We start from the raw sequence: 25,469 nt of genomic DNA on the forward strand, positions 1-25,469 counted from the left end.
TCCTTTCCTCACTCGGCGCGGCGCGGTGCACGCCGTCGCTGCATGGCCTGCTTCTGACGCTCGGCGCGGTCCTGGGTCCGGTCGGTCGCCGATCCGGTGTCCGCCAGGCCGTCGACCATCCGGGCCAGGCCCTCGATCGTCGGGTTCTCGAACAGGTGGACAAGCTGGAGCTGTCCGTCGAAGCGCTGCTGGAGCAGGGCGTGGATCTCGGCCAGCCGCAGCGAGTTGCCGCCCAGGTCGAAGATGTTGTCGCGGCTGCCCGGCCGCTCCACCCCGAGCACCTGGCTCCACACCCCGGCGATGAACTGTTCGGTCCCGGTGCGCGGGCTCGCGAAGTCCGCTCCCCCTGAGCCCAGGACCGGGGCCGGAAGCGCGCGCCGGTCGAGCTTGCCGTTGGGGGTCACCGGGAGCCGCTCCAACTGGACGAGGTGGCCCGGCACCATGTACGCGGGCAATCGGGTACGCAGTTCCTTGCCCAACTGCGCCTCGTCGAGGCTGCGTCCCTCGGCCGGGACGGCGTAGCCCACCAGGCAGCGCCCGCCCGGCAGGTCGTCGCGCACGGCCACGGTCGCCTCGCGGACGTCCGCGCAGTGGCGCAGCGCGGCCTCCACCTCCCCGGGCTCCACCCGGAAGCCGCGGATCTTCACTTGCTGGTCCGAGCGGCCGAGGAACTCCAGGGTCCCGTCGCGCCAGTAGCGCGCCAGGTCGCCGGTGCGGTACAGGCGCTCACCGGCCCGCCCGCTGTGCGGGTCCGGCACGAACCGCTGCGCGGTCATCTTCGGGTCGACGTAGCCGAGGGCCAGGCAGGCGCCGCCGATGTACAGGTCGCCCGGCACACCGACGGAGCAGGGCTGCATCCAGCGGTCCAGTACGTGGTAGCGGGCGTTCTGGATCGGACGGCCGTACGGGATGCTGGTCCAGGACGGGTCGACGTGTTCCACGGGGAAGTGGTTGGACCAGATGGCCGCCTCGGTGGCCCCGCCGAGAGCCCGCACATGGCAGCCGGGCAGCAGCTCGCGCAACCGGTCCGGCATGGTCACCGGGATCCAGTCACCGCTGAGCATGACCAGGCGGACCGCGGGACTGTTCGGCTGCGCCGCGCGGCGCTCCAGGGCCGGCAGCAGTCGCTGCAGTGCGGCAGGCGCCGAGTCCCAGACGGTGACCTCGCCGCCAAGCAGCAACTCCGCCAGGCGCGAAGGCTCGGCGAGTTCCTCCTCCTCGGCGACCCTGATCCGGCCGCCCGACGCGAGGGTGCCGAAGATGTCGAAGACCGAGAGGTCGAAGCAGAGCGAGGTGACCCACAGCAGTCGGTCCGACGGCCGGAAGTCCAGGGTGCCGATGACCCAGCGCAGCGTGTTGACCACCGCCGCATGCTGGAGCACAACCCCTTGCGGGACGCCGGTGGACCCGGAGGTGAAGATCGTGTACGCGACCGACTCCGGTGCCACTGACGGCAGTTCGACCGTATCGGGAACGGCCGTCGGTGCGGAGTCGGCGTCGACCAGCACCACCCGCGTCCCCGGCCGGCCGGCCGCCAGTTCCTCGGCCTGTGCCAGGTGCTCCGGGTCGGCGAGCAGGCAGACGGCGCCGCAGATGTCCAGGATCCCGGCGATCCGGCCGCTCGGGAAGGCCGGGTCGATCGGCACGTACGCCTTGCCCGCCTTCAGCACCCCCAGCACCGCGGCCACCGCCGCCGCCGACCGGCCCATCAGTACGGCCACGTCCCGGCCGGGCACGGGCAGCAGTTCCCGCGCCACCCGCTCGGCCCTGCCGCGCAGTTCGTGGTAGGTCCAGCTGCGGCTGAGGTCGCACACCGCCACCGCGTCCGGGGTCGCGGCCTCCTGCTCGTCGAAGAGGGTGTGGATCGCGACGGGCTGCTGCGGCGCCGCGGTGTCGTTCCACTCGTGCAGGATGCGATTCGTCTGCGTGGCGTCGAGCAGCGGGATCCGGGAGACCGGCGCCCCGGCGTCGCCCACGACCCGCTCCAGGAGCGCCTCCAGATGGGCGATCAGCTCCTCCACCGTGGCGCGGTCGAAGATCTCCTGGTTGAACTCCATCGCTCCGGACAGGCCGGCCGGACCGTCGGAGAGAGCGAGCAGCAGATCGAACCTGGCGGTGTCACGCGGCACGTCGAGACGCTCGCTGCTCATCCCCGGCAGGTCGAGCCCGCCCAGCGGGTCGTCCTGCAGCGAGACCATGGTCTGGAACACCGGGGTGCGGCTGAGGTCGCGGGCCAGACCGAGTTCGCCCACCAGGGTCTCGAAGGGCAACGTGCCGTGTGCGTAGGCCTCCAGCGCCCGCTCCCTGGTGCGGTCCAGCAGCTCCGCGAAGGACGGGTCGCCGGAGAGGTCCAGCCTGATCGGCACCGTGTTGGTGAACGGGCCCATGACGTCGTCGAGTTCGGGAAGCGGCCGCTCGGCGATCGGTGTGCCCACCGCGAAGTCGTGCTGCCCGCTGTGGCGCATCAGTACGGTGGCGAAGGCCGAGAGCAGCACCATGAACAGGGTCGCGTCCCGGCCGGTGCCAAGACCCGCAAGCCGGTCGCGCAGTCCGCGGTCGAACCGGACCGGGACACTGCCGCCGCGGAAGCCCATCACCGAGGGCCGGGGCCGGTCGGCGGGGACGGCCAGCGCCGGGAGGCCGTCGAGCCGTTCGGTCCACCAGGAGAGCAGTTCCTGCTTGACGGGCTCCAGCGAGGCCCGCTGCCAGTCCGCGAAGTCGGCGTACTGCACGGCCGGTTCGATGACGCCGGCCCCCTCATCGCCGGAGAGCGAACGGTAGGCGAGCGCGAGGTCCCGGAAGAACACCCCGGACGACCAGCCGTCCATCACCGCGAGATGGCTGACCAGCCCGACCAGGTGCTCGTCGGCGGCCAGCCGGAGTACGACGAGCCGGACCGGCCTGCTGCCGCCCAGGTCGACGGGGACGGCGGCCTCCGCGGACATCCGCCGCACCGCGGCCGCCGTCCGCTCCGGCTCCGGCAGCTCGGTGAGATCCTCCTCGATCCAGCCGAAGTCGGGTTCCTCAGCGATCACTTGGCGGACGCCACCGTCGCCGGACACCAGCCGGGTACGCAGCACCTCGTGGCGGCGGACGGTCTCCCGCAGGGCGCGGCGCAGCAGTCCGGTGTCGAGCGGACCCCGCACCCGGACCGCACCCGCGACGCTGTAGGCGGTGTTGCCGGGCATCATCTGCTGCATCAGCCACATCCGCTCCTGCGCCGACGACGGCGCCGGAGCCGGCTCACGGGAGACCGGGAGGAGCCGGACGGTGGCGTCGGCTTCCTGACCGGCTGCCGCCGCGACCAGCGGCGCGAGAGCGCGGATGCGGGGGTGCTCGAAGACCGCCCGCATGGGCAGGGCGACACCGAACGCCCGCCGGATCCGGGTGATCAGGCGTGCGACCAGCAGCGAGTGGCCGCCGAGGTCGAAGAAGCTGTCCTCGACGCCGAAGTCCTGCCGGGCCAGCAGCTCGGTGAAGATCTCCAGCAGTTGCTGCTCGACCGGCCCGTCGGGGGCAGCCGTGCCCGCGGCGGCGGCGAGTCCCGGTGTGGTCAGGGCACGCTTGTCGAGCTTGCCGTTCGGGGTCTGCGGCAGCCGGTCCACCACGGCGATCGCCGAAGGCACCATGTAGTGCGGCAGCCGGGTGCGGGCGAACGCCTGCACCTGTCCGGGCTCCAGGGTGCTGCCTGCGGCCGGGACCAGCCAGGCGCACAGCACCGTTCCCGCACCCGGGACCTCACGCGGCAGCACCGCGGCGTCGGCGACCGCCGGGTGGCGGCGCAGCGCCTCCGCGCACTCTCCCGGCTCGATCCGGAAGCCGCGGATCTTCACCTGGTCGTCGGAGCGGCCCAGGTAGCGCAACTGCCCGTCGGCGTCCACCCGGACCACGTCGCCGGTGCGGTACATCCGCTCTCCGGGCCGGGCCAGGTCGGGCAGGAAGCGGTCGGCGGTCAGCGCGGGGTCGTTGAGATAGCCGCGGGCCAGGCCGGGCCCGCCCAGGTACAGCTCACCGGGGACGCCCGGGGCCACCGGCCGCAGCCGGTCGTCGAGCACATAGGCGTGGGTGCCGGAGATGGGGCGGCCGATCGGCGGCTCGCCCGGGTCGCCGGCCCGGATCAGCGCTTCGCAGGCGTACGTCGTCGCCTCGGTCGGACCGTAGAGGTTCATCAGCCGGTCGACCGAGGGATGGCCGAGTACGGCGTCGGCGAGCTGTCGGGGCAGCGGCTCACCGGCCAGGTTCACGGTGCGTACTCCCTGCGGGAGCCGTCCCGAACGCAGTAGCTCGGCGAGGGGCGAGGGAACGGTGTTGACCAGGGCGACGGGCGCCGGCAGGGCGTCCTCGGCCAGCACGAGTACGTCCCGGGCCACGACGACGGTGCCGCCGCTGGTGAGCGGGCCGAAGATCTCGAAGACGCTCAGGTCGAAGGAGAAGGAGGTGGCGGCGAGCACCGCGCTCAGGTCGGTACCGAACCGCTCCCGCGCCCAGGCGAGAAAGGAGACAGCGTTGCGGTGGGTGAGCGCGACGCCCTTCGGACGACCGGTCGAGCCGGAGGTGAACAGGACGTAGGCGAGGTTGCCGGGACGCACCGGAACGTCAGGCGGCGGTGGCAGCTCGGACGTCGGCTCCGCCGGCACCACGGGCAGGTCCCCGGGCAGGTCACGCGCATCGCCGGCGGCGACCACCAGCGGCACCCCTGCCCGGCCGAGTATCCACTGGAGACGGTCGTCGGGCAGCGAAGGGTCGAGCGGCAGATAGGCGGCGCCGGCCTTGAGCACGCCCAGCAGCGCGATCACGGTCCTGACGTCGCGGCCGGTGACCACGCCGACCACGGACTCCGCGCCGACTCCGCGGGCGGCAAGTTCGGCGGCCAGGCGGCCTGCGGCACGGTCGAGTTCGCGGTAGTCGAGGGTGCGTCGTCCGTCGGTCAGCGCGGTGGCCTCCGGCGTGCGCCGGACCCAATCGTCGATCAGGCCGGTCAGGCTGGTCTCGTCGTACGCCCCGGGGGCTGCGGGCGTCGCGAGTGCCGGGAGAGCCGCCCCCTGCGGTGTGCCGGACAGGCTCAGGGCGGCGGTCGGCTGCGCGGGGTCGGCCAGCGCGGAGCGGAGCAGGCCCAGGTAGCAGTCGACGAACTGACGCACGTCCCCGGCGGCGAACAGGTCAGCCCGGTACTCCACGTTGCCGAGCAGTTCGGCTCCGGAGTCCGCCAGGTTCATGGTGAGGTCGAAGGCGTTGTCCCGGCGGGGCAGCGGTACCGGCAGCATGGTGAGCCCGCCGACCCGGACCGGCAGCCGTGGGTCCTCAAGGGCGATCCGGGCGATGTCCGCCGTGTGCTCGGACTGGATGCTCTGGTAGGCGACCAGGACGTTGCACCGGTCGGTGGACCTGTCGGCGGCCTGCAGGATCGCGGCGTACGGCAGCTCGCCGTGCTCCAGGCCGACGGCGAGGGTGTGCTGCAGTTGTGCAGCCGCCTCCGCGAAGCCGGTCTCCGGACGGTGGGTGCTGGCCAGCGGCAGTACGTTGACGAAGTAGCCGACGACGTCCATCCGGTCGCTGCGGCCGCGGTTGGCGGAGGGGGTGCCGACGGCGACCCGCTCCTCGCCGGTGAGGCGGTGCAGCAGGACGTGCAGGGCGGCCTGCAGCACGGCGTTGACGGTCAGCCGGTGGGTCCGCGCGAAGTCGTGTACCTGCGCGGACAGTTCGGCGGGGACCACGAAGCGCTCCACAGCGCCACGGGCGGACCCCGTCGCGGCTCGGGCCATCGGCAACCGGATCTCCAGCGGGACACCGCTGAGTTCTGTCTTCCAGTGCCGCCGGAGCCGGTCCTCGTCGCCGGTCTCGACCAGGCGGCGCTGGCCGGCCGCGAACGCACCGTACGCCGCGTCGTGGGCCTCGTCGTGGGTCCTGGACACCGCTGCGCCGGAGGTGGCGGTGTCGGACGTGGTGGTGTCGGCCGACCGGTATGCGTCGGCGACCTCCAGCAGGAGCAGTCCGAGCGAGCGCAGATCGCAGACCGCGTGGTGGACGGCGAAGACCACGACCGTCTCGGTCTCGGCGGTGCGGATGGCGGTGACCCTGACGAGTGGGCCGGTGGCCGGGTCCATACGGCGGCAGGCCGCGTCCTCCAGCAGCGCCGTCACCGCGGCCGCGTCCTGGCCCCGGGCGTCGAGCACGGCCAGCTCGGGCGGGAGCTCGGGGTGCAGTACCCGTCCCAGTACCTCGTCGCCCGGGACGAACGAGGTCCGCAGGGCCGGATGGCGGGCCACCACCGCTCGTACCGCCGCCAGGAAGTCGTCCACGCGGAACGCGCCGAGCACCTTGACCGCGCGGCCGACCACGTAGGGGGCGTCATCACCGGCGAGTTCGTCCGCGAGGAGCAGCGCCTCCTGGCCCGGCGAAGCCCCGGAGTAGGCGGCCTCGGCCGCCTCCGGCCCGGTCGAGACCCGCGGTGCCGCCGCGACGGCGGCCGCCAGTTCGGCGACGGTCGGCCCGGCGAGCAGGTCGGACAGGGACAGCTCGACCCCCAGCTCGGCGAGGACGCGTAACCTCAGGTCGACCACGCCCAGCGAGTCAAGACCCAGATCGAAGATGCCCGTGGAGTCGTCCAGCGCCTCCGGTGAGAGCCGCGCCACGGCAGCCAGCACGGCGCGGACACCGGCGCCCTCCTCGCCGGACGGGGCCGAGGTGCCCGGCGTGTCACCACCGACCAGCGGCAGTTCACCGCCCAGCCACTGTTCCCGGCATGCCTGCCGGCGGATCTTGCCGCTGGTGGTCCGCGGGACGCCGCCGCGCCGGGTGAAGAAGACGGCACCGACCGCGACGCCGAGTTCGGCGGTGGCCGCCGTCCGCACGCTGTCCGCCATGGAGGCGAGCCGGTCGGCGGAGATGTGCCGGTCCACTTCGAGGACGATCCCCAGGGCCTCGGCGCCGTCCTCCTCGTAGCCGAAGGCGGCAGCCGCGTCCGGGTCGAGCCCGGGGTGGCTTGCCGCGGCGATCCGCTCGGCGTCCTGCGGATGGACGTTGCGTCCGCGGACCACGATCAGGTCCTTGATCCGTCCGGTGACATAGAGCTCGCCGTCGTGGCGGAACCCGAGGTCGCCGGTACGGAGGAAGGTGCCTGCCACGTCGGCCACCTGTGCGCCGAAGGTGGCCGCGGTGGCCTCCGGAGCATCGAGGTAACCGGCCGCCACGCTCGGGCCGCTGACCCATATCTCGCCGACGGTTCCGTCGTCCACCCGGCATCCGAGGTCCGGATCGACGATCAGGACCTGGTGGCCGGCCGCCGGTGCACCACAGCTGACGAGCCGAATGCCGCGGCCTTCCGCTGCGGGCACTGCCCGTCCGTGCAGGGCGAGTTGGTCGTCGTCCACGGCCAGTACCCGGGCGCCTTCGCCGCGGTCGGCACCGGAGACCAGCAGGGTGGCCTCGGCGATCCCGTAGCAGGCGAAGAAGGCGCGGGGGTCGAACCCCTGCGCCGCGAAGGCCTCAGCGAAGCCGTCCTGGCTCTCCGCGCGGATCGGTTCGGCGCCGTTGAACGCCACCCGCCAGCTGCTGAGATCGAGTCCGGCCGCACGTTCGGCGTCGATGTGCCGGACGCAGTGCGCGTATCCGAAGTTGGGACCGCCGCTGACGGTCGCCCGGTGCTCGGAGATCGCCTCCAGCCAGCTCCCGGGGTCCCGCATCAGGGCCTGGGGCGACATCAGCAGCGCGGGGAAACCGGTGTGGACGGGCTGGAGGATGCCGCCGATCAGGCCCATGTCGTGGAACGGCGGGAGCCAGATCACCGAAGAATCCTGCGCGGTGAGAGCGAACTTCGACCGGATCGCCTCAGCGTTGGCCATCAGGTTGTGGTGGGTGACCATGACACCGCGAGGAGCGCCGGTCGAGCCCGAGGTGTACTGCAGGAAGGCGAGGTCGGCAGGGGCCGGACGGCGTCCGGACCAGTCATCGGCCCGGTGGGTGGGCGCGCCGTCGGTGGTGTGGACCGTGACCGGGCCGCCACCGGCGTCCGCCGCGTGCTCGTCGAGCATCCTGCGGGAGGAGGCGACCGTCAGCCAGGCGGCCACCCGGGCGTCGGTGGCTGCGGCCAGCTGGCGTTGTGCGCGCTTGCGGCTGGTCGGCAGAGGCATCGGTACCGCCACCATGCCCGCATACAGACAGGCCAGGAATCCCACCACGAAGTCGAGGCCGGGCGGGTAGAGCAGCAACAACCGGCTGCCGGAAGGGTGTTCGGACTCCAGGCGCGCCGCCAGTGCGCGCACCCGCCCGTCCAGTTCGGCGTAGCTCAACTCCTCGGCCATTCCCCCCGTGGCCCGCAGGAAGCCGAAGGCGCGGCGGTGCGGTTGGGCTTCGGCACGGTGGCTGAGCACGTCGACCAGCGTGCTCATGTCCGTGGACGGTGACATGTCGATGGCGTGGCTCACGGGCTTCCCCCAGAAATGACGTCAGAACGGAATGGCTTGCGGTTCGGCGGGCGCACAGCGGCGCGCGGCACGGCCTCGCGCGGCACGCGGGCGCGGCCGGCCGGCGGGTGGATGCCGACGGGTGGATCAGGTGGCGGGGGCGGACCCGCTGCTCAGAGGACGGCCGACAGCAGGCCGGTGACGTATTCGGGGTCGGTGTCTACGAAGAAGTGCTCGCCGAGCACCGTGCGCAGGGTGAACGACGCGCTGGTCTGCCGGGCCCAGCCCGACATCAGGTCCGCCGTCGCGCGCTGGTCACGGGTGCCCGCCAGGGCCAGGATCGGCACATCGAGGGGCGCCTCGTCCCGGCAGCGGTAGGACTCGACGATCGTGAAGTCGGCCCGGAGCAACGGCATCAGAAGACCCATCAACTCCGGCTGCTGGAAGACGGCTTCGGGGGTACCGCCGAGGTCGCGCAGCGCCTCGGTGAATTCGGCGTCCGGCAGACCGCTGATCGGCCGCTCGGTCCACGGCAGATCCGGTGCCTGGCGTCCGGAGACCACCAGGGCGGCGGGCGGGCGGAATCCGAGTCTGCGGAGCTCCCGGCACAACTCGAAGGCCACCGTGGCCCCCAGGCTGTGCCCGAACAGTGTGTACGGACCGTCCACGGCAGCTGCCAACTCCCGCGCCAGGGGCTGCACCAGTGACGGGATGTCGCGGCAGAGGGGCTCGCCGAACCGGCGGCCACGGCCCGGAGGCGTCACCGCGAGCACGGACGTGTCCGCCGGCAGCGATGCCTCCCAGCCCTCATAGGTCTGAGGTCCCCCACCGGCGTACGGGAGGCAGACGAGTGTCCGCCCGGTGGCTGGACCGGGCAGGCCGGTCCACCACCGGGAGGACCGGGAGTGGGTGGTGCTGATCACCGCGGCACTCCTTCCAGGAACGGGCGTGGCCGGATCAGCCACGCAGGCTGAGTGGACGCATGTCGGTCCAGACCCGTTCCACGTGCGCGAGGCACTCTTCGCGCGTGCCTCTGACGCCCTCAGGCCGCCATCCCGCAGGGAGTTCGATGTCGGCCGGCCAGATGGAGTACTGCTCCTCGCCGTTCACGACTACGCGGAAATCAATCGATGATTCGTGGTGGAACACTATCGCCTCAAACCTTGGAGTGCTCATACACAGGAAAGGGGACGCGAGCGCGCCTGTGGCAGCACTCGACGCACGAGAAAGAAAGTGGAAAACCCGAAACACTGACGAGAGTCTTGAATCTCCCGCCGCCCCCTGGGAGAGAACCGGTCATAGCCCGCTCCCGAATCCAAACATTAACACGATGTGTCGATCGCAAGAAAGACCCGATTTCACCGCCAGGGCAGCAATGCGGTGCATCGGGGGCATCTGTGCGGCATGCCGGGGCATCATCCGGTGCGCCAGGGGCAGCAACGCGGCGTGCCGGGGGCAGCAACACCATGGACCGCATTACGGATATGGGATATCAAGCATGATAAAAGCCATCAGCTCGATAAATCAGGAATCACTGGACATTACCCAGTGACCATAACCCACCAAAAAGGTAACTATCGGTCCGGACGACGAGTCCAACGTAAGACCCCGGGGACAGCCGGAGGCGGACAGCCGGCGCACGCTCCACCCTCGTCGAGCGCGGCCCAGGCGTACCAATATCACTGCCCGAACAGGCACCTCTCCGACGACAAGGGAGGCCCGGCGGGACAGCTTGCGTACTGATCGCCGTAAATCGGCCGGCCGGGTCGCATTCCTGTGACAGCTCTCCGGGGATCAGAAATCCGGCAGATCTTGACCCGCGAAGTCGACGCACCTAGGATCCACGAATCGGGGGAGAGTGCGATTGAATATTTCTTTGCGATTCGCGATGTGATACCGCCTGCCGATCGCCGATATCACTTCCGAGAGTGCCGCCGGCCGCACCGCGGACAGCCCGCCGGTCGCCGGGACCGGGAGAACCCCCGAAGCCCCAGCTCTCTGCCGGAAGGAATCCCTCAGCATGCGGCCATTCGCCTCCCTTTTACCTGCCCGCGGGGCGACGCGGCCCCTGTCGGTCAACTATCTGGTCGACTCGCTCGGGACGGGACTGTTCCTCACCGGCGGTGTGGCGTTCTTCGTGCACGTGGTCGGGCTGACGCCGGCACAGGTCGGCGCCGGGTTCTCACTGGCGGGGCTGATCACGCTCGGGGCCTCGGTGCCCACCGGATGGCTCGCGGACCGGATGGACACCCGCCGGCTGCTGATCGTGCTGCACGTGGCGGAGGCCGTGCTCTTCTGCCTCTATCCGCTGGTGCACTCCTTCCTCGGCTTCGTCGTGGTGGCCTGCGCGACCTCGCTGGCGATCCGGGCCACCAGTACCGTCCGGGCCGCACTGATCGGCGCCGTACTGGAGCCCGACCGTCTGGTGGCCGGACGGGCCTATCTGCGCGCGGTGTTCAACGGCGGCTTCGCCGGTGGTTCCGCGCTGGCCGCCTGGGCGCTGGCCGACGGTTCGCATCTCGCCTGCGAGCTGGTGATCCTCGGGAACGCGGTCACCTACGTGCTCGCGGCCCTCACTCTCATCCCGTTGCCCGCCATGCCGCCCCGGCAGCGGCCCGCGGGGGCGAGCAAGGCGCCTGCGCTCAAGGACATCCCCTTCGTCCTGCTCACCCTGATGAACGGTCTGCTCGGCATGAACGGGATCGTCCTCACGCTGGCGCTGCCGCTGTTGATCGTCTCCGGGCAAGGCATCCCGAAAGCCCTGGCCGGTCTCTTCGTCACCGTCAACACCGTACTGATCGTGATCTTCCAGGTGCGGTTGAGCCGTGGCGCCGACACGCTGGAGGGGGGTGCCCGCGCCCAGCGCCGGTCCGGCTTCCTGCTGGCGGTCTCCTGTGTGGGGATCGCGGCCGCGGTGGCGGCACACGGTACCGCTCTGAAGATCACTTTCCTGACTCTGGCGGTCCTGGTACTGACCGCAGGCGAACTCCTCGCCATGGCCGGGAGTTGGGGAATCTCGTACGGCCTGGCCCCGGAGCACGCCCGCGGCGAGTACCTGGGCGTCTACGCACTCGGCGCGGCCTTCTCCGAGACGGTCGGGCCGGCTGCGACGGCATTCCTCGGTGTCCGCGAGGGCCCGCCCGGCTGGCTGGCCATCGCGGCAGTGTTCCTGTTGTCCGGGGTCGCCGTGGTGCCGCTGGTGGCCAGGGCGCAGGCGAAGCGGGCCGCGGCTGCCACAGGCGGCGCGACGGGAGACGCCGAGGACCTCACTGCTTCCGCGGGCGGCGCCGCATGAACCGTAACTGGCTCGAATATCTGCCTGGTTGGGGTGAGATCCGGTGTCAGATCGTCGACACCCTCGGCGAACTCAGGACGCGGCCCGGGTTCGACCGGGACCTGGCGGCGGCACTCCCCGGCATCACCGCGGCCGGAGTGGAGCGGCACATCACCGCGTTGACGGCCGGCGGGCCGCGCTGGCGTGAGGACGAGGAGAACGTCCGGGAGACCCTCCGCCACCTCCGCGAGGAACTGTCCGGGTACGGCTACCCGGTGGTGGAGACGCGGTACGGCGAAGCGCCGCACCAGGTCAACCTGTTCGCCACGCTGCCGGGCCGCGACATCGACGCACCGCTGGTGGAGGTCGGCGCCCACTGGGACTCCAAGCAGGGCAGTCCCGGAGCCGACGACAACGCGAGCGGGGTCGCCGGTCTGCTCGAAACGGCCCGCGCCCTGCGCACTCTCGGCCCGCGTCAACGCGGCGTCCGGTTCTGCCTCTTCGGCGAGGAGGAGGAGTGGATGCTGGGGAGCCGCGAGCATGTGTCGGACATCGAGGCCGGCGGCGAGGTGGTGGAGGGCCTGATCGTGCTGGAGATGATCGGCTTCCGGGACGCGCGCCCCGGCGCACAGCGCAGCCCGCTGCGCATTCCGGGGGTGTTCTCGCCGCCGAGGACCGGCGACTTCATCGCGATCATCGCCGACCTGCGCTCACTGCCGTTCGCCAACGCGGTGCAGCGCAGCGCCCGGCAGTACGTTCCGGGGCTGCGGCTCTACCCGGTCAAGCGACTCGGGGGTCTGCTCAGGGACGCCGCACGCAGCGACCACCTGCCGTACTGGCGCAGTGGTCGCCGCGGGCTGCTCGTCACCGATACGGCCAACCTGCGTAATCCGCACTACCACAAGGCGACCGACACCCTCGGGACGCTCGACCTGGAGTTCGCGGCCGACGTTACCCGTGCGGTCGCGGGCGCCGTGGCCCAGCTGGCCGACCGCCCGACGGGCTGAGCCGGTGCGACGGGCCGGGTGACACCGTGGAACGGATCAGCCAGGGCCTGTCCGGCCGACCTTCGTGGATCAGGCCGCGGCGTCCGGTGCGGTGCCTCGCAAGGCGGAGGATCGCCCCCGTACTGGACGTACTGGGGTGACTCCGACAACGCGGCGAGGTGCCGTGCCAGGCGTCGCGGGCCCACGAAGACCGGCCGGACAGGACCTAGGCCTGGTGACGGGCCTCGAAGGCTGCGCGCTCGGTCTCGTAGCGCCACTGGAGGGTCGCCTTGGGGCTGGCGTTCAGCAGCTCCCGGCAGCTCTGGGTGATCCTGCCGGTACGGGGGTCGCTGGTGGCGCAGGCGGCGGTGGGCCGGTGGTCGCCCACGGCGCGCCAGAGGCTGCGGCCCTGGATGAAGGCGTACTCCAGCGAGGTCCGGGCACTGTCGCGCAGCTGACGGTACGACAGGTGGTGCTCGCTGACGGCGCGTGCGTACTCGATGGTGATGTCGGTGCCCGACACGCCCTGGTCGTCGGTGGACAGCGCCACCGGGACACCGGCCGCCAGGTAGCGGTTGACCGGGTGGTCGGCGCCGCAGACTTCGAGGATCTGACAGTTACTGGTCAGCGGTACCTCCACCGCGATGTGCCTGCGGGCCATGGTCCGCAGGAGCTGCTGCGGCCGGTCCTCGCTCATGATGTCCACACCGTGGCCGATGCGCTCGGCGCCCGCGGTCTCGACGGCGTCGCGGATGTGGAACCTGAGGTCCTCGCGGGGGGCGACCTTGCTGGTCAGCTCACCGGCGTGCAGCGTGACATGTGCCGTGCGGTAGACGGACCGCAGGTACTTGATCATGCGCATCTGCAGGTGGTAGTCGCGCAGCGCGATGGGGGCGTCCTCGGCCTGCACCAGGTTGACCCCCACGTAGCGGGGGTCCTTGTCGGCCATCTCGAAACCGGCGAGGAGCTGGGTGAAGACGTACTGCGGCTCGGACGCGCGGCCGACCTGGAAGTCGAAGCGCACCTGCACCTTGCACGCGGGCTGCGGGTCGGAGCCGTCGCAGCCGAGGGTGGCGCGCTGCTCCGCCATCTCCCGGGCGGTCTCGGCCTTCGCGTCGTCCAGGACGCGGTTCAGCTTGCCGTCGGCCCGCAGGGAGTCCCGCATCCGGTCGAAGTCACCGGTCCACCGGAGATTCGTTCCCAGATTCCGCAGGGCGTCGCCCTGCGGGGTGAAGAGCGGTTCCACGTAGTCCTGGTGGTTGGCGGCGGCCACCTTCGTCACCTCTGCGACGAGCCTGCCACGGTGCGTTCCGGTGACGGCCTTGAACTTTCCGAAGGTGGCGAAGAAGTGGTCGTGTCCGCTCTCGGCGGGAGTCTCCTTGAACCCCTCCATGGACCAGGCGTGGATGACGTCCTGCCGGAAGTCGTGGTCGGACACGGCGTCCCGGGCGGGCCGGGTCCCGGGCCCGCACGGCGGTGCGGACGCCGACAGCGTGGTCTCGTCGATGCACAGCCCGTCGTCGGCGGCGAAGCCGATCAGCGCCTCGACCGGCACTGCGCCCGACAGGTGGGTGTGCAGGTCCCCGCCCTTCGGCATCGGGCGCAGAAAGGCCCTGAGCCGGTCCGGGTTGTCCTTCACCTTGTCGAGGTACCGCTGAGTCCCGGCAGCCCCGTCCTGCCAGGGGCGTTCCGCGGCGAGTCTGTCCCGGGGGGCGGCCGCCGATGCACCGGGCACCGTGGCAGCCAGTACGGCCGTGGCGGCGGCGAGCAGCGCGGTACCGGCGCGCAGGCCGGAGAGGGAACGGGTCCGGCCTGCGCGGCCGGAGACGCGGGAGGAACCGGAGGTGCGGGAGGAGGAAGAATCGGATCGGGAAGTTCCATCTGTATCCATGCGCACAGGAATACCGGATCTTGATCCACTTTACGGTGAGATTCGCCCGATCATGCCGGTACGAGTGACGACGGCCCGTCCCAACCCCCCGCCGCCCGCCGGGTGTCCGGCGAGGGCGGGGCCCCGGTGAGTGCACCGGTCAGTCCCCCGCGGTCAGCCGTACCGGCAGGGTGGCGGTGCTGTTGGAGAACAGGGACGGCACCGGGGTCAGCCGGTCCGGATCCGCGGCCAGGGTCAGGCCGGGATACCTGGCGAAGACGGCCGGCAGGGCGAGTGCCGCCTCCAGCCGGGCCAGCGGAGCGCCCAGGCAGAAGTGCGGTCCGTGACCGAAGGCCAGATGCCTGCGCCGCTCGCGGGCGATGTCGAAGGTCCCGGCATCCGCACCGTGCTGCCCCTCGTCACGGCCGACCGCGCTGTACGGGGCCATGATGGCCTCGCCCCTGGGGATCCGTACCCCGGCGATCTCCACGTCCTCCAGGGGGTAGCGGAAGGGGAAGCCTGGCGGCCTCGGCGTGGTGGTCGGCGCCGTGCGGGTCGAGGGTGACCTCCGGGGACGGGGCACCGGGTGCGAGGTCATGTGCTTCGCCAAGTCGACGCGAGGGGTGGGTGTCCGGTCACCGGGATGTGCCGTCGCCGGTGTCCGCTCCTTACCGCGCGGAGAAGTCGACGGGCAGCGAGACGGGGACGCGGGTCCAGGGCGAGGGGCGCCAGGCCACGTCGCGGGCAGGGATGCTGAGCTTCATGTCGGGCAGCAGATGCAGGACGGTGTTGACCGCGGTACGGGTGATCAGCCGGGCCGGCACCTGGGCGGGGCACACATGCGCGCCGGCCGAGAAGGCGAGGTGCGCGCGGTTGCCCGGCTCCACCCCGCCGTCGGGCGCGCGGACCGCGGGGTCGCCGTTGGCGGCGCTGATCCCCAGGATGAGGACGTCGCCCCGCCTGATCTGCTGTCCGCCCAGTTCGGTGTCGCGCAGTGCGTAGCGGGCGGGCACGTTGTTCATCGGCGGGTCGCGCCAGAGCGCCTCGTCGAGTGCGTCGTCCACGCCGAGCCGCCCGCCGTGCATCCGGGCCGCGAACCGCGGGTCGGTGAGCATCAGCCGCAGGGTGTGTGAGATCCAGGCGGTGACGGTCTCGTTGCCCGCGGAGACCATCAGGACCATCGACTGGAGCTGCTCCACCTCGTCCCGCAGGTTGGGGTGGTCGAGCAGGGCGGTTGTCAGGTCGTCCGCGGGCTCGGCACGGCGGGCTCTGAGCGTGTCGGCGAGGATCTCCTCGAAGTGGCGGTTTCCGCTCTGCGAGTCGTCCGCGCTGCCGACCAGTGCGATGAGCGCGTTCAGCAGTTCACGCCCTTCGGCGCTGTCCAGGCCGAACAGCGAGGCCGTGGAGAGCATCGGGACGATCGTGGCGTACTCGTTGACCAGGTCGGCGCTGCCGCGTGCGGAGAACCCGGCGATCAGTTGCGCGCAGACCGCCTCGACCTGGTGCCGGGTACGGCGCTGGTCGATCCGGGCGACGCCGTCGTCGAGCGGCTGCCGCAACCTGCGGTGCTCCGGGCCGTCGGCGCCGACGACGTTGGCCCGCCAGGCCATCATCGGGAGCAGGCCCGAATCCGGTGACACTACACCGTCGTTGAGGTCGCGCCAGTTGCGCGCGTCCCGCGAGTACACCTGCTCCTGGCGGGTGATGGTCAGCAGTTCGCGGTAGCCCATGACGAGCCAGGCGGGCACCCCCGGCTCCAGTTCCACCTTGGCCACGCTGCCCCACTGCTCACGCAGCCTGCGGTAGGCCGCCTGCGGATCGCTGGAACCGACGGCCTCGGACAGCGGGAGCAGCCCGGTGGTGTGGCCACCGCGGGCCGGGCAGGACGGCGGCGGGAGGGGATGGTTCATGAGGCGCTCTCCGGTACGCGCGCCGCTCCGGCGCTCAGCACGTAGTGAACAAGGCTGATCAGCGCGTCGAGCGACGAGGTGCGCTCCCGTGCGTCACAGATGACGACGGGGGTCTCCGGCAGCAGATCGAGCGCGACACGGAGTTCGTCGGCGGAGTAGTACTCGCTGTCCGGGAACTGGTTCACGGCGACGGCGAACGGCAGCCCGCGGATCTCCAGTTGCTCCAGTACGTCGAAACTGTCCTCGATCCTGCGGGTGTCGACCAGGACCAGCACGCCGATGGAGCCCTCGGCCAGCCCTTCCCACAGGTCCCAGAACCGGCGCTGGCCGGGAGTGCCGAAGAGGTAGAGCACCAGCCGCGAAGTGACCGTGATCCGGCCGAAGTCCATCGCGACGGTTGTGGTGGTCTTGGTGCCCGTACCCGAGAGGTCGTCCACCCCGATGCTCGCCCGGGTCATCACCTCCTCGGTGCGCAGCGGTTCGATCTCGCTGACCGACCCGACCAGCGTGGTCTTGCCGACGCCGAAAGCACCGACGACGAGGATCTTGGCGGCCTGCTGGACGGTGCCGGCCAGATAGCGGTCAGCGGAGACGGCGGAGACCATCGAGTACCTCCTGAAGCAGTTGGCCATCGGGGGGAGCGGCCTGCGGTACGCCGGGGCGCGCCGACAGATGACCGCTGTCGGCGAGGTCGGACACCAGTACTTTGACCAGGCTCACCGGCAGTTGGAGGTGGGCGGCCGCCTCCACCAGGGAGAGCAGCCGACGGCACATCCGCAGGAGGGCGCGTTCTTCCCGGGTGGCGGAGACGGGCAGGTCGTGCGGAGGGTCGACGGCGATGAGCAGTGTCTCAATACCGATGGTGTTACGCGTGGGGCGTGAGCGCCCTTTGCTGATCACATAGGGGCGCAACGCCCGGTCCGTGTACTCCCCCTCCGGGTCGCTCACCGGGCGGCTCCCGGCCTCGGCGGGCTGCTGAGGTTGGCCGCGCCGATTCTCATGACCTGTGCCTGCATCTGACGGGCCACCAGCTTCGGGTCGACCACCGGTCCTGTCACCACGGCGAGATGGACGTTGTCGGCGCTGCGCATGAAGAGGAAGCCGCCGTTGAACTCCACCATCTGCTGGTGGACCGAGCCGCCGTCCTCGCCGAACTCCCGTCCGAGGCTGCGGCCCAGGGACTGCAGCCCCGAGCAGTTCGCCGAGAGGCGGTCGGCGGCGTCCCGGTCCATGCCGTCGGAGCTGACCAGCAGGAGTCCGTCGGCGCTGAAGACGATCGCCTGGCGTACCCCGGGCACCGCCGCGACCTCCGAGATCATCCAGCCACGCTGCTCGGGGTTGTCCACGTAACTCATGCTCACGCCTGTCCTTCTGCGGAATCGGGGGTGTGGGGGGAAGAATCGTCGCGGCCGTCCTGGCCGGAGCCGGGTTCGGGCACGGACCGGCCGCCCTCGAAGAACTGCTCCATCCAGTCGCCCGCCTCGTCCGGGGTCGCCGAGGACATGGAGCCGGCCGGGGGCGGCCCGTCCGGCGGCCCGTCGGACAAGCGGTACTCGTCGCGGCGCGACCGCCGGCGCGGGAGGCGCCTGGTCCGCTCGCCGCCCTGCTCGTACAGCGGAATGGCCTGTTGCACCGGCTGTTCGGCGGGGATCTCGGGGCTCTGCGAGGTCTGCCCGGGGACGGTGGGCGACTGCCCTGCCCCGGAATCGGGGGCGGGCGGGTGCTGAGCGTCGGAGCCGTCCGCGGGCGAACCGGGCGGGTCGATGGCTTCCAGTACGTGTGTGGGAATCAGCACCACGCCGCGGACACCGCCGTACGGGGAAGGCCCCAGGTCGACGCCGAACCCGTGGCGCTGGGCGAAGCGCCCCACCACTGCGAAGCCGGTCTGCGGGATCTCGCCGACGTCGCCGACGCCCAGGATCCTGCGGCCCGAGGCGACTTCACGCGCTTCAACGAGCCGGTACTCGTCCAGGCCCAGACCGCCGTCGTCCACTTCGATGACTGCGCCGCGCTGCACGGTCCGTACGGTCACCGGTACCGCGGTACTCGGGGGCGAGTACTCGGTCGCGTTGGCCAGCAGCTCCGCCAGCAGATGGATCAGCGGTTCGACGACGGGCGCCGCGATCCCCACGTCGGGGTCGCCCGATACCTCGACACGGGTGAACGCGACGATCCGTCCCGAGGCGGCCCGCACCACATCGACCAGGGCGAGCGGCTTCTGCCACTGCTGTCCCGGCCACTCGCCGCACAGCACCTTGAGGCTCTGGGCGTGCCGGGCCTGCTGGGTCGCCGCATGGTCCACCCGCATGGTGGATTCGAGGAGTTCGGCGTCGCCGGGGTACCGGTCGGCGATCCCCGTCACGGCGGCCTGGATCCGGTGTGCGGAGGTCTGGACCCGGCTGGCGAGCTCGACGAGGGCCAGCCGCTGCGACTCCTCGCGGTACTCGGCTGCTTCGCGCACCTCGCCGAGCAGCCGGTCGAGCAGGCCGGTCACGTTCTCGTCCAGCGGCCATGTCCCGTTCGAAGGGCCCGGGTCCTCCCGGCCGGCCAGTGCTGCGGGCAGCCGCTCCTTGACGGCGTGCTCGACCTCCGCCTGGACCAGATCGCTCTGCTGCTGCGCCCGGCGGCGCCACTCGGTGTCGCGGAGGGCCGCACGGTCGGCCTGATCCCCGGCCTCACGCAGCGAGCGGGCCGCCCCGGCCTCTGCGTCCCTGTGCTGTCCGCGCAGTCTCACCAGGAGCGTGAGCACGGCCAGGGCCGCGGCGAGGTACACCACGAGAACGACGGGGCCTGCGGCGCTGCCGGCGGCCAGGGGCACCACGGGAGCGGCGAACGTGATGAGCGCGAGGCTCAGAACCGTCGGCCAGAGGTACTGCGTCCGGCGTGGCGGGGGGACGGACGCGGGGGAACGGGCCATGAAGAACCTTTGAATCGGCTTCTGGAATCGGCTTCTGTATCAGCTTCTGCAACGGCTTCGAACTGGCTGGGAACCGCTTCTCGAATGGGGTAAAGCCGCGGCCTCACGATTGGTGTCACGGCGCAACAGGCCGATACGGCGACCACGGCTTGAGGACCCGTACCGGCTTCGCCCGTAGCCACTCTGACAGGCTTTCACCCCGCACTACATGTAACTGGACGTACATCGTCCGCCTACCGGGCGACTTAGCGAGATCGTATGGTCGCCCTGCGTATCCTCAGGCCTGTTTTCAGCCACCTCGACTGACCTTCGCCTGCCTCGGTCGACCTCGGCCACGCCGGACACCAGGTGTCATCAAATCCTTGCATCCGGCGACATCCGAGCGCCGGGCTGAGCTCACCACCGGTACAGGGCGGGCAGCTCGGCGCCTGCTGCCGGTGCCGCGCCGCAGGCGGAGTCCATCAGCATCCGGTACGCGGAGACAGTGGCGCGGTCATGGGTGAGGGTGGCCTCGCCGCCCGGACCTCCGACGACGGCGTGATCCGGGACCTCCGGCACCGGAAGGCGCAGCAGCTCCAGCGGCGGGGCTCCGGTCAGCGCGTGCGGCCCGGCCGTCAGAGGCATGACCTGCAGGGTGATGTTCGGGTGGGCGGTCGCGAGCCGCAAGGCGTCCAGCTGCTCCCGCATGACATCCGGGGAGCCGACACACGTACAGAGGGCGGCTTCCGGAATCAGCCCCCACAGGACCGCGCCCCGTTCGCGCAACCGCTCCTGCCGGGCCCGGAGGAACTCCGTGCGCCGGGCCCGTGCGGCGGGCGGCGCCTGTGGGTGCCGGACCGCCTCGACGGCGGCGGCGTAATCGGCGGTCCGCAGCAGGTCGGGGACCAGCGCGGGGTGCCACATCCGGATCACCCCGGCCGACGACTCGATACCGAGGACGTCCCGCTGCCAGGCGGGCAGGACGTCACGCCAGCGGTGCCACCATCCGGGCTCGTTCGCCCTGGCCAGGCTGGCCCTGATCCGCCGGGCGTCGGCCTCGGGGTGCTTGTAGTACTTCAGGAGATCCCGGACCTGCCCGGCATCCAGAGCGGTCTCCGCCCGCTCGATGCGCCGCACGGTGGCCTCGGACAGGTCCAGCGCGGCGGCGACCGCCGCGAGGCCGCAACCGGCCCGCTCACGGGCCAGGCGGAGCTGTTCCGCGACGACACGGTGCTCCAGGGTCGGGCCTGAGCGGGCTCTCACGGCGTCCATCTCCTTCGCGGTGAATCCGGGCAGCCGTCGTGTCACATTCTGTGTGATTCACACTCTGACAGTTGCAGAGTATGCCGAATATGTTGATAGTGCATATATGTCTGAATTCGATGGTGATGCCTCTGCCGCGTACTCCGACGACAGGGACGACTCCGCCTACCGCTGGTCGACGCCGCGCATACCCGAGGGGGTCATCGACTCCCGGCAGCACGTACGCGACGCCATGCTGGCCTGGGGCGAGCCGGAGGAGCGGACCGAGACCGCCGTCCTGCTGGTCTCCGAACTCGTCACCAACTCCGTGCGCTACAGCGCCCGGTCCGCGACGGTGCGCTGCTGTCTGCGGCGCACCTGCTCCGGGATAAGGATCCAGGTGTGGGACGCGGGCGGCGACGGCGTTCCGGCCCAGCGCCGGCCACCGGAGTACGGGACCGAGCCGGACGGCGCCGCCCGGACCGGTCTGTCGGAACGCGGCCGCGGTCTGCTCATCGTCACCGCACTCGCCGCCGCCTGGGGCACCTGCCAGGACGCCGGCGGCCGGCTGGTCTGGGCCGACGTCTGAGCCCGGGAGCCCGGCCCGACCCGGACTCATGGCCCTGGGGAGCCGTACGGGTGCGGTCGGCCCGGCCGAGGAGATAGGGCACCGCGAGGTGGTGGACGGGCGCGGCCGCGGACCACACCAGCCGGGAGACCCGCCGGTTGAAGCGCACGAAGGTGACCCACACGACGCCGGAGCCGTTCACCACGACGACGTTGCGGGTGGCGACCAGGGGCGAACTCGCGTCGAGGGTCACCGATCCGGGGCCGGATTCCGAGCCCAGCCAGCCGAGGACGTGGTCCGGCGACGGCCTCGGCCCCATCCGCAGCCCGAGGCCGAGAGTCCAGCCCCGCAGCAGGATCCACCGCACAGCGGCCGGAGCGTCCTCGAAGGTGGCTCGTGCCCACTGCTCCGGTGTCCGGGAACGCGCGTGCCGGGAGGGCAGTTCGAAGGCGGAGGCGTAGTCGGCCGTGGCGAACTCGCCGGCGGTCCGGGCCACTTGCGGCACTTCCACCCGGCGCACGCGAGGAGTTGTCATCAGAAGGGCCCCTTCCGCAACGGCTGTACGGACGGGCCCCGGCGGCACCGCGGGTCTCGTACGGCACCACCGATTGTGCCGCCCGGGGGTCACGGACGCGGCGTCATCCGCGGGAATGTCCCAAGTGCCGGTCCGAGGCAGTGGCTCAGGTGCCCAGGGGCAGGGGCTGCCAGGTCCAGTCGGCCACCTCGGGGAGGTCGGTGCCGTGCTCGCGGATCCACGCGTGGTGCCTGAGGCGGGCGTCCTCCATGGTCTGGCGGGCGTGGGTGGCGCGGACCGCGAGCCCGGGGACGCGGTCGATGACGTCCAGGACCAGCCGGTATCGGTCCAGGTCGTTGCGGACCACCATGTCGAAGGGGGTGGTCGTGGTCCCGGACTCCTTGTAGCCGCGTACGTGCAGGTTCGCGTGACCGGCCTGGCGGTAGGCGAGACGGTGGATCAGCCACGGATAGCCGTGGTACGCGAAGATCACCGGCTTGTCGCGGGTGAAGAGCGCGTCGTACTGCCTGCCGGACAGTCCGTGCGGGTGATCCGATTCCGGGAGCAGCCGGGCCAGGTCGACCACGTTGACCACGCGCACCGCGAGGCCCGGCAGGTGACGGCGGATCAACAGGGCGGCGGCCAGCACCTCCTGGGTGGGTACGTCGCCCGCGCAGGCCAGCACGACATCGGGCTCCTCGCCCTCCCGCTCAGTACCTGCCCACTCCCAGACCCCGGCTCCGCGCGCACAGTGAGCACGCGCCTCGTCGAGAGTGAGCCAGTCGAAGCAGGGCTGCTTGCCCGCCACGACGACATTCACGTAGTCGCGGCTGTGCAGGACGTGTTCGGCGACGCAGAGCAGGGTGTTGGCATCCGGCGGGAGGTAGACACGTACGACTTCCGGGGACTTGTTGAGTACGTGGTCGACGAAGCCGGGGTCCTGGTGGGAGAAGCCGTTGTGGTCCTGGCGCCAGACGTGCGAGGTCAGCAGGTAGTTGAGGGAGGCGATGGGGCGGCGCCAGGGCAGGGTGCGGGACACCTTCAGCCACTTGATGTGCTGGTTGACCATCGAGTCGACGATGTGGACGAAGGCTTCGTAGCAGGAGAAGAGCCCGTGCCGCCCGGTGAGGAGGTATCCCTCCAGCCAGCCCTGACAGGTGTGTTCGGAGAGGATCTCCAGCACCCGGCCGTGCCGGTCCAGGTGCTCGTCGACGCCGAGCGTCTCCGCCTGCCAGGCCTTTCCGGTGGCGCCGTACAGAGCCTGGAGCCGGTTGGAGGCGGTCTCGTCCGGTCCCACCACGCGGAAGTCGCGGCGCTCCGCGGTGGCCGCCATGACCGCCTCCAGCAGATCGCCGAGTACGCGGGTCGGTTCGTGCAGGGTCGCGCCGGGCCGTGCGACGTCCACGGCGTACTCCTCCAGGGGCGGTACGGGCAGGTCGAGCAGGTGCAGCCCGCCGTTGGTGTGCGGGTTGGCTCCGAGGCGCAGGGGCCCGTCGGGGATACAGGCCAGGACCTCGGCGCGGGGCCGCCCCGCGGGGTCGAAGAGGTCCTCCGGCCGGTAGGAGCGCAGCCACATCTCCAGCTGCCTGAGATGTTCCGGGTTCTCGCGGACAGCGGGCAGCGGGACCTGGTGGGCCCGCCAGGTGCTCTCGACCGGCAGGCCGTCGACGCTCACGGGGCCGGTCCAGCCCTTGGGCGTACGCAGCACGATCATGGGCCAGCGCGGGCGCGCGGTGCTGCCCTCCTCGCGGGCGGCGCGCTGGATGAGGCCGATGCGGTCCAGTGCGGTGTCCATCGCCTCGGCCATGGCCCGGTGCACGCTGTCCGGATCGGCGCCGGTGACGTGCAGGACGTCATGGCCGTACCCGCGGAGCAGTTCGTCCAGCTCCGCTTCGGGAATGCGCGCCAGCACCGCCGGATTGGCGATCTTGTATCCGTTCAGGTGCAGGACCGGCAGGACGGCGCCGTCGTACACCGGGTCGAGAAACTTGTTGGAGTGCCATGACGCCGCGAGCGGGCCGGTCTCCGCCTCGCCGTCACCGATGACACAGGCGACCAGCAGGTCCGGGTTGTCGAAAGCCGCGCCGTACGCGTGGGAGAGCGAGTAGCCCAGCTCCCCGCCCTCGTGGATCGAGCCCGGTGTCTCGGGCGCGACATGGCTGGGCACGCCGCCGGGGAAGGAGAACTGGCGGAAGAGCCGGGCCATCCCCGCGGCGTCCCGGCCGATGTCCGGGTACGTCTCGGAGTAGCTGCCCTCCAGCCACGAGTTGGCCAGTACGGCCGGGCCGCCGTGTCCGGGCCCCCAGACGCACACCGTGTCCTGGCCGCGCGCCTTGGCGACGCGGTTCAGGTGCGTGTGGACCAGGTTCAGTCCGGGCGAGGTGCCCCAGTGGCCGAGCAGCCGGGGTTTGATGTGTTCCGGCCGCAGCGGCTCGGCGAGCAGCGGATTGTCCAGGAGGTAGATCTGGCCGACCGCCAGGTAGTTGGCGGCCCGCCAGTGGGCGACCAGCGACGCGAGTTCCTCGTCGGTGACCGCGGCCGGTGCTTCCGTACTGGTCTCGCGCATGGCGCTCGCTGCCTCCTGGGTCATCACTGCCGGGCTGTGCCTGCTCAGTTCCTGCTCGGTGCCTGCTGGACCGCGGGTGCTCGGTGGTGCTTGTTCAGTGGTGCCCCTGTCCGGTCGTGTTCGCTTCAGCCGTGCGGGACGACTGCCACCGGGCACGGCGCGTGGTGCACGGCCGAGGACAGGACGTGGCCGACGGGCGGCGACAGCGCGGGCCCCCTCCTGCGGCGCCCCACGACGAGCAGCCCCGCGCCTGTGGCACCCCGTACGACGGCGTGGGCCGGGCTCTCCGTGCGTACCCGGTCGGCCGTGCGGACCTGCGGGAACTTCTCCCGCCAGGGCCGCAGCGCCTCGCCGAGCTCCGACTGGGCGCGCTCGGTCGTTCGCCCGGAGACCCGCGAATCGACTCCGCTCCGGGTGTACGCGTGCTCCGGAAGGCTTCTGCCGTGCACGGCCCGCAGCATGACGCCGCGCCTGGCCGCCGTGGCGAAGGCGAACTCGCACAGCTCCTCGCACGGCCCGTGCAGTGAAAGGCCCAGCACCACGGCGCCGTCCTCCGCCACCGGGCCGGTGGCTTCCCGCGCCCGGACGAGGACGACGGGCGCGTCGGCGCGTGCCACCACGTGCAGGCCGATGTCGCCCAGGTAGTAACTGGCCAGTGGCGCCATGTCCCGGGAGCCGAGCACCACGACCTGCGAATCGCCCGCCGCCTCCAGCAGCGACGCCACCGGGTCGCCCTCCGTCAGCTCCTCGGTGACGGGCAGCCCCGGACAGCGCTCGTCCACGACGATCCGCGCCCGCTCCATGATCCACCGGGGCAGGCCGTCCTGACCTCCCCCGTTCGCCGGCCGGTCAGGACCGTCGGGGCGCCCCGCCCGTGCGTGCAGGATGCGCAGCCCCGCGCCGCGCGACTGTGCCTCGCGCGCGGCCCAGCGGGCCGTGGCGAGCGACTCGGCCCTGCTGTCCAGGCCCACGGTGACGATCGGCTTCATGGCCGTGCTCCGTTCTCGGCGCGGATCGCGCCGGTTCTCGCCGCCGGTTGTGCACGCACCCTGTCGTGACGGGGCGCGGACACGGCCGGCCGCGTTCGCAGCCTCGGCGCGCCCCGGACAGGGCCGGTCCGTACTGCGTCCGATTCTCGGCGCGAGTGACACACCCCCGCAAACGCAGCAGCCGTCCGCGGAGCCGTCGCGCGGCGCGGGTCCACTCTTGGCATGAACCTGATACCTTGTTCGCCCGCCCGC

General features: G+C 71.4%; 16 protein-coding genes and 1 pseudogene. 3 read left to right on the forward strand and 14 right to left on the reverse strand.

The annotated features are described in order from the left end of the window. Window positions 1-8 precede the first annotated feature (8 nt). From OHB13_RS01180 to OHB13_RS01190, 3 genes are all read right to left on the reverse strand, one after another. The gene (locus OHB13_RS01180) at window positions 9-8,423 is read right to left on the reverse strand and encodes a non-ribosomal peptide synthetase (protein WP_328374884.1); all 8,415 of its coding nucleotides are present in this window, start codon (window positions 8,421-8,423) and stop codon (window positions 9-11) included. Between the two features lie 152 nt (window positions 8,424-8,575). Continuing rightward, the gene (locus OHB13_RS01185; protein WP_328374885.1) at window positions 8,576-9,325 is read right to left on the reverse strand and encodes a thioesterase II family protein; all 750 of its coding nucleotides are present in this window, start codon (window positions 9,323-9,325) and stop codon (window positions 8,576-8,578) included. A gap of 34 nt (window positions 9,326-9,359) precedes the next feature. After that, window positions 9,360-9,578, reverse strand: coding sequence for an MbtH family protein (locus tag OHB13_RS01190; protein ID WP_266860221.1), 219 nt, complete (start codon window positions 9,576-9,578; stop codon window positions 9,360-9,362). An 844-nt stretch (window positions 9,579-10,422) separates the two neighbouring features. Here OHB13_RS01190 and OHB13_RS01195 point away from each other — a divergent pair. Then, on the forward strand, window positions 10,423-11,697 hold the full coding sequence (locus tag OHB13_RS01195) for an MFS transporter (RefSeq protein WP_328374888.1): 1,275 nt from the start codon (window positions 10,423-10,425) through the stop codon (window positions 11,695-11,697). Next, on the forward strand, window positions 11,694-12,683 hold the full coding sequence (locus OHB13_RS01200; RefSeq protein WP_328374890.1) for a M20/M25/M40 family metallo-hydrolase: 990 nt from the start codon (window positions 11,694-11,696) through the stop codon (window positions 12,681-12,683). Before OHB13_RS01195 ends, OHB13_RS01200 begins: the two co-directional genes overlap by 4 nt. Before the next feature lie 205 nt (window positions 12,684-12,888). Here OHB13_RS01200 and OHB13_RS01205 read toward each other — a convergent pair whose 3' ends face one another. The 8 genes and pseudogenes from OHB13_RS01205 to OHB13_RS01240 form a co-directional block, all read right to left on the reverse strand. Beyond that, window positions 12,889-14,553 carry an adenosine deaminase family protein gene (locus OHB13_RS01205; RefSeq protein WP_328374891.1) on the reverse strand — a complete coding sequence of 555 codons (1,665 nt, stop codon included), beginning with the start codon at window positions 14,551-14,553 and terminating at the stop codon, window positions 12,889-12,891. Window positions 14,554-14,692: 139 nt separating this feature from the next. Beyond that, a pseudogene (locus tag OHB13_RS01210) lies at window positions 14,693-15,049 on the reverse strand (cytochrome P450); the annotation flags it as partial. Window positions 15,050-15,200: 151 nt separating this feature from the next. Next, the gene (locus OHB13_RS01215) at window positions 15,201-16,442 is read right to left on the reverse strand and encodes a cytochrome P450 (protein WP_328374893.1); all 1,242 of its coding nucleotides are present in this window, start codon (window positions 16,440-16,442) and stop codon (window positions 15,201-15,203) included. After that, entirely contained in the window at window positions 16,439-17,047 is a 609-nt protein-coding gene (locus OHB13_RS01220; protein ID WP_266860211.1) for a GTP-binding protein, read from the reverse strand. The genes OHB13_RS01215 and OHB13_RS01220 overlap by 4 nt, the downstream gene beginning before the upstream one ends. Continuing rightward, the gene (locus OHB13_RS01225; protein WP_328374895.1) at window positions 17,025-17,390 is read right to left on the reverse strand and encodes a DUF742 domain-containing protein; all 366 of its coding nucleotides are present in this window, start codon (window positions 17,388-17,390) and stop codon (window positions 17,025-17,027) included. The genes OHB13_RS01220 and OHB13_RS01225 overlap by 23 nt, the downstream gene beginning before the upstream one ends. Beyond that, window positions 17,387-17,797: a roadblock/LC7 domain-containing protein gene (locus OHB13_RS01230; RefSeq protein WP_266860207.1), complete on the reverse strand. Its 411-nt coding sequence runs from the start codon at window positions 17,795-17,797 to the stop codon at window positions 17,387-17,389. The genes OHB13_RS01225 and OHB13_RS01230 overlap by 4 nt, the downstream gene beginning before the upstream one ends. Window positions 17,798-17,799: 2 nt before the next feature. Then, the gene (locus tag OHB13_RS01235) at window positions 17,800-19,359 is read right to left on the reverse strand and encodes an ATP-binding protein (protein WP_328374897.1); all 1,560 of its coding nucleotides are present in this window, start codon (window positions 19,357-19,359) and stop codon (window positions 17,800-17,802) included. Between the two features lie 396 nt (window positions 19,360-19,755). Continuing rightward, entirely contained in the window at window positions 19,756-20,601 is an 846-nt protein-coding gene (locus OHB13_RS01240; protein ID WP_328374899.1) for a DUF5753 domain-containing protein, read from the reverse strand. A gap of 106 nt (window positions 20,602-20,707) precedes the next feature. On the opposite strand from OHB13_RS01240, the gene OHB13_RS01245 reads away from it, so the two are divergent. After that, window positions 20,708-21,169 carry an ATP-binding protein gene (locus OHB13_RS01245; protein WP_328374901.1) on the forward strand — a complete coding sequence of 154 codons (462 nt, stop codon included), beginning with the start codon at window positions 20,708-20,710 and terminating at the stop codon, window positions 21,167-21,169. Here OHB13_RS01245 and OHB13_RS01250 read toward each other — a convergent pair. From OHB13_RS01250 to OHB13_RS01260, 3 genes are all read right to left on the reverse strand, one after another. Further along, window positions 21,099-21,683, reverse strand: coding sequence for a DUF2867 domain-containing protein (locus OHB13_RS01250; RefSeq protein ID WP_328374902.1), 585 nt, complete (start codon window positions 21,681-21,683; stop codon window positions 21,099-21,101). The genes OHB13_RS01245 and OHB13_RS01250 overlap by 71 nt on opposite strands. 145 nt (window positions 21,684-21,828) lie before the next feature. Beyond that, window positions 21,829-24,228: a phosphoketolase family protein gene (locus OHB13_RS01255; protein ID WP_405755730.1), complete on the reverse strand. Its 2,400-nt coding sequence runs from the start codon at window positions 24,226-24,228 to the stop codon at window positions 21,829-21,831. Window positions 24,229-24,353: 125 nt separating this feature from the next. Beyond that, entirely contained in the window at window positions 24,354-25,217 is an 864-nt protein-coding gene (locus tag OHB13_RS01260; protein ID WP_328374906.1) for a universal stress protein, read from the reverse strand. Window positions 25,218-25,469: the final 252 nt, after the last annotated feature.

It is taken from the genome of Streptomyces sp. NBC_00440, assembly GCF_036014215.1.
Taxonomy (GTDB): Bacteria; Actinomycetota; Actinomycetes; order Streptomycetales; family Streptomycetaceae; genus Streptomyces.